We start from the raw sequence: 3,434 nt of genomic DNA, 5'->3' as shown, positions 1-3,434 counted from the left end.
ACGCCTGGGCCGACCGGGCCGGCGGCACCTCCGGCGCGCTGTGGGGCGCCGCGCTGCGCGCACTGGGCGAGAGCCTCGGCGATCGTGCGGCACCCGCCGCCGCCGATGTCGCCGCCGGCGTCACCGAGGCGGCCGCCGCCGTCCGGCGGCTGGGCGGGGCCGAGGTCGGCGACAAGACCATGGTCGACGTCCTGGCCCCGTTCGCGGAGACGCTCACCTCGGCAGCGGAGGCCGGCGCCCGCACCGCCGACGCCTGGGACCGCGCCGCCACCGCGGCCGGTACCGCCGCCGCGGCCACCGCCGAACTGCTGCCGCGTCGGGGCCGCGCCCGGCCGCACGCCGAGCGCTCGCTCGGCACCCCCGACGCCGGCGCCCACTCGCTCGCCCTCATCGTGCGCGCCGTCCACCCCGCGCTGGCCGGCCCCGCCGCCCCGACCGACCGCCCCACCACGAAGGACACACCATGACCGACCCGCTCCGCATCGTCATCGGCTGCGACGACGCCGGCTACGCGTACAAGGAAGCGCTCCGCCGTGATCTGGCCGCCAGCGACCTCGTCTCCTCCGTCACCGACGTCGGGGTGGACGCGGACGGCCACACCGCCTACCCGACCGTCGCGTTCGCCGCGGCCGAGATGGTCGCCCGGGGGGAGGCCGATCGCGCCCTGCTGATCTGCGGCACCGGGCTGGGCGTCGCCATCGCCGCCAACAAGGTCCGGGGCATCCGCGCCGTCACCGCGCACGACTCCTTCTCGGTGGAGCGGTCCGTCCTCTCCAACAACGCGCAGGTCCTCACCTTCGGACAGCGCGTCATCGGGCTGGAACTGGCCCGGCGGCTGGCCGCCGAGTGGCTCACCTACCGCTTCGACGAGGAGTCCCCGTCGTCGGCCAAGGTGCGCCTGATGTCCGACTACGAGGCCGCGTGATGGCCCACGCGCCGGCCCCGCTCACCATCGGCGTCAGCCTCAAGATGTACTTCGGCCACCACCGCACCCTCAACTGGGCCCGCCGCGTGGCCGCGCTGGCCGACGCCCACCCCGCGGTGACCTCCGGGGCCGCGCGGCTCTTCGTCCTGCCCGCCTTCCCGGCCCTGGTACCCGTCGCCGGGGTGCTCGCCGGCTCCGGCGTCGCCATCGGCGCGCAGGACGTGGCGACCGAGGACGCGGGTGCCTACACCGGCGAGGTCGGAGCCCCCTACCTCAGCGAGATCGGCTGCCGCTACGCGGAAGTCGGCCATGCCGAACGGCGCACGCTGTTCGGGGAGGACGACGCCATGGTGGCCGCGAAGACGGCTGCCGCGCTCCGCAACGGACTCACCCCGGTGCTTTGCGTCGGCGAATCCGAAGCCGGTCCGGCCGAGGCCGCGGCGCGGAGTGCGGTGGCCGAGCTGGAGCGGGTCACCGCCGGGCTGAGCGGCCCTCTGGTGGTCGCCTACGAACCGCGCTGGGCCATCGGAGCCGCCGCCTCCGCGCCGGTGGAGCACATCACCACCGTCTGCCGTGCCCTCACCGCACGCCTGGCGGGGGAGAGCCGCTGGGCCGGTTCCGCGGTCATCTACGGCGGCAGCGCCGGCCCCGGGCTGCTCACCCGGCTGCGGCCCCACGTCGACGGCCTCTTCCTCGGCCGGTTCGCCCACGACCCCGACGCCCTGGCAGCCGTCCTCGACGAGGTGCCCACCGGAGCGGAGGCGGTCCGATGACGGCCTACGGCATCAGCACCTACGCCTACTTCTGGCGCCACTCGGCCCGCGCACCCCGGCCGATGACGCTGGAGGAGATGTTCGCCGACACCCGCGCCCTGGGCGGCGAGGTCTTCCAGATCTGCGACTACCCGCCGCTGGCCGGCTACGACGACGCACGCCTCGCGGAGGTGCGGTCCGCCGCCGAGAGCCTGGGGCTGCGCCTGGAGGTGGGGACTCGGGGCATCCGCCCCGGCCATCTGCTGCGCCACCTGCACATCGCCGGGGCACTCGGCGCCACCCTGGTCCGCTCCATGCTCCACACCCCCGACCACCGGCCCGGCCCGGCCGAGTCCGCCGACCTGCTGCGCCCCACGGTCGCCGCCTACGCGGCACAGGGCGTGACGCTCGGCCTGGAGACCTACGAGCAGGTCGCCACCCGCGACCTGATGGCGGTCGTCGACACCGTGGACGACCCCCACCTCGGCGTGGTGCTGGACCCGGGCAACTGCGTGGCCCGCCTGGAGCACCCGGCCGAGGTCGTCGCCGCCACCGCCGAGCGCACCGTCAACATCCACGTCAAGGACTTCGCGTTCACCCGCCGCGACGGCTGGGTCGGCTTCACCTACGCCGGCGCGCCGCTGGGGGAGGGGCTGCTGGACCACGCCGCCACCGTGGCCGCCGTCCGGCCCGCCGAACGCGGCATCCACCAGATCGTCGAACACTGGCTCCCCTGGCAGGACGAGGGCTTCGACGCCACCGCCCGCCTGGAGGACCGGTGGACCCGCCACAGCATGACCACCCTACTGAGGAGCGAGTAATGGCCACCGAGACCGACAACGCGGCCGGCACCACCACCATCGCCGTCATCGGAGCGGCCGGGAAGATGGGGCGCCGCGTCTCCGACAACCTGGTCGCCACCGACCACCGCACGCTGTTCTGCGAGGCATCCGAGGCGGGGCAGGAGCACATCCGCACCCTGGGGCGGGAGGTCACCGACTCCCGCGAGGCCGTCGCCGTCGCCGACGTGGTGATCCTGGCCGTCCCGGACCGGGTCCTGGGCCCCGTCTCGGCCGAGCTGGTCCCGCTGCTGCGCCCCGGCACCGTGGTGCTCACCCTCGACCCGGCCGCCGCGTACGCCGGACTGCTGCACGAGCGGCAGGACGTCCACTACGTGTGCGCGCACCCCTGCCACCCGTCGGTCTTCCTGGAGCGGACCACCGCCGAGGAGTGGGCGGACACCTTCGGCGGCATCGCCGCGCCGCAGGACGTCGTCGCGGCCTACGAGGGCGGCGACCCGGAGCGGCAGCGGCTGGCGGAGGAGGTCATCCGCGCCATGTACGCCCCGGTGCTGGACGTGCACTGGGTGACGGTGAAGCAGTTGGCCGTCCTGGAGCCCACGCTGGTGGAGACGATCGCGTGCATGGTCGGCGCCCTGCTGACCGAGGCGCTCCACGAGACCGTGCACACCGTGGGCGTCCCCGAGGCCGCGGCCCGCGCGATGCTGCTGGGGCACACCCAGGTGGCGCTCGCCAACACCCTCAAGGGGTCGAACCCGTTCTCCGACGCCTGCCTCATCGCCATGGACTACGGACGGGAGTCGATCGTCCGCGAGGACTGGAAGAAGGTCTTCGACGACGGCGAACTGGACACGGTCATCGCCCGGATGCTGCAGATCGACGGCGTCCGGCGCTGACCGCCCCGGGCCGCCTCACGCGCGGCCCCGCGCGGCCGCGCCTTCCCCCGCGGCCGCGCAC

At 74.9% G+C, this 3,434-nt stretch carries 5 protein-coding genes; all 5 read left to right on the top strand.

Annotated elements, in window-relative coordinates; translation table 11 throughout:
• Positions 1-467 (top strand): DAK2 domain-containing protein (locus HCN52_RS22905; RefSeq protein WP_168090340.1); only part of this gene is annotated, 467 nt, incomplete at its 5' end.
• Complete coding sequence (locus HCN52_RS22900) at positions 464-925, top strand: ribose-5-phosphate isomerase (protein WP_168090339.1); 462 nt, start codon at positions 464-466, stop codon at positions 923-925. The genes HCN52_RS22905 and HCN52_RS22900, both read left to right, overlap by 4 nt.
• Positions 925-1,698 carry a triose-phosphate isomerase family protein gene (locus HCN52_RS22895; RefSeq protein WP_168090338.1) on the top strand — a complete coding sequence of 258 codons (774 nt, stop codon included), beginning with the start codon at positions 925-927 and terminating at the stop codon, positions 1,696-1,698. The genes HCN52_RS22900 and HCN52_RS22895 overlap by 1 nt, the downstream gene beginning before the upstream one ends.
• Positions 1,695-2,498: a sugar phosphate isomerase/epimerase family protein gene (locus tag HCN52_RS22890; protein ID WP_168090337.1), complete on the top strand. Its 804-nt coding sequence runs from the start codon at positions 1,695-1,697 to the stop codon at positions 2,496-2,498. The genes HCN52_RS22895 and HCN52_RS22890 overlap by 4 nt, the downstream gene beginning before the upstream one ends.
• Positions 2,498-3,373: a phosphogluconate dehydrogenase C-terminal domain-containing protein gene (locus HCN52_RS22885; RefSeq protein WP_168090336.1), complete on the top strand. Its 876-nt coding sequence runs from the start codon at positions 2,498-2,500 to the stop codon at positions 3,371-3,373. Before HCN52_RS22890 ends, HCN52_RS22885 begins: the two co-directional genes overlap by 1 nt.
• Positions 3,374-3,434 lie beyond the last annotated feature (61 nt).

This window comes from Streptomyces bohaiensis (assembly GCF_012033785.1).
Lineage (GTDB): Bacteria > Actinomycetota > Actinomycetes > Streptomycetales > Streptomycetaceae > Streptomyces > Streptomyces bohaiensis.
This window is presented reverse-complemented; position numbering and strand designations above follow the sequence as displayed.

Bases quoted from the DNA above. Each gene is read 5' to 3' on its own strand.
- HCN52_RS22885 (WP_168090336.1), top strand. From the start codon at position 2,498: ATGGCCACCGAGACCGACAACGCGGCCGGCACCACCACCATCGCCGTC.
- HCN52_RS22890 (WP_168090337.1), top strand. From the start codon at position 1,695: ATGACGGCCTACGGCATCAGCACCTACGCCTACTTCTGGCGCCACTCG.
- HCN52_RS22900 (WP_168090339.1), top strand. From the start codon at position 464: ATGACCGACCCGCTCCGCATCGTCATCGGCTGCGACGACGCCGGCTAC.
- HCN52_RS22895 (WP_168090338.1), top strand. From the start codon at position 925: ATGGCCCACGCGCCGGCCCCGCTCACCATCGGCGTCAGCCTCAAGATG.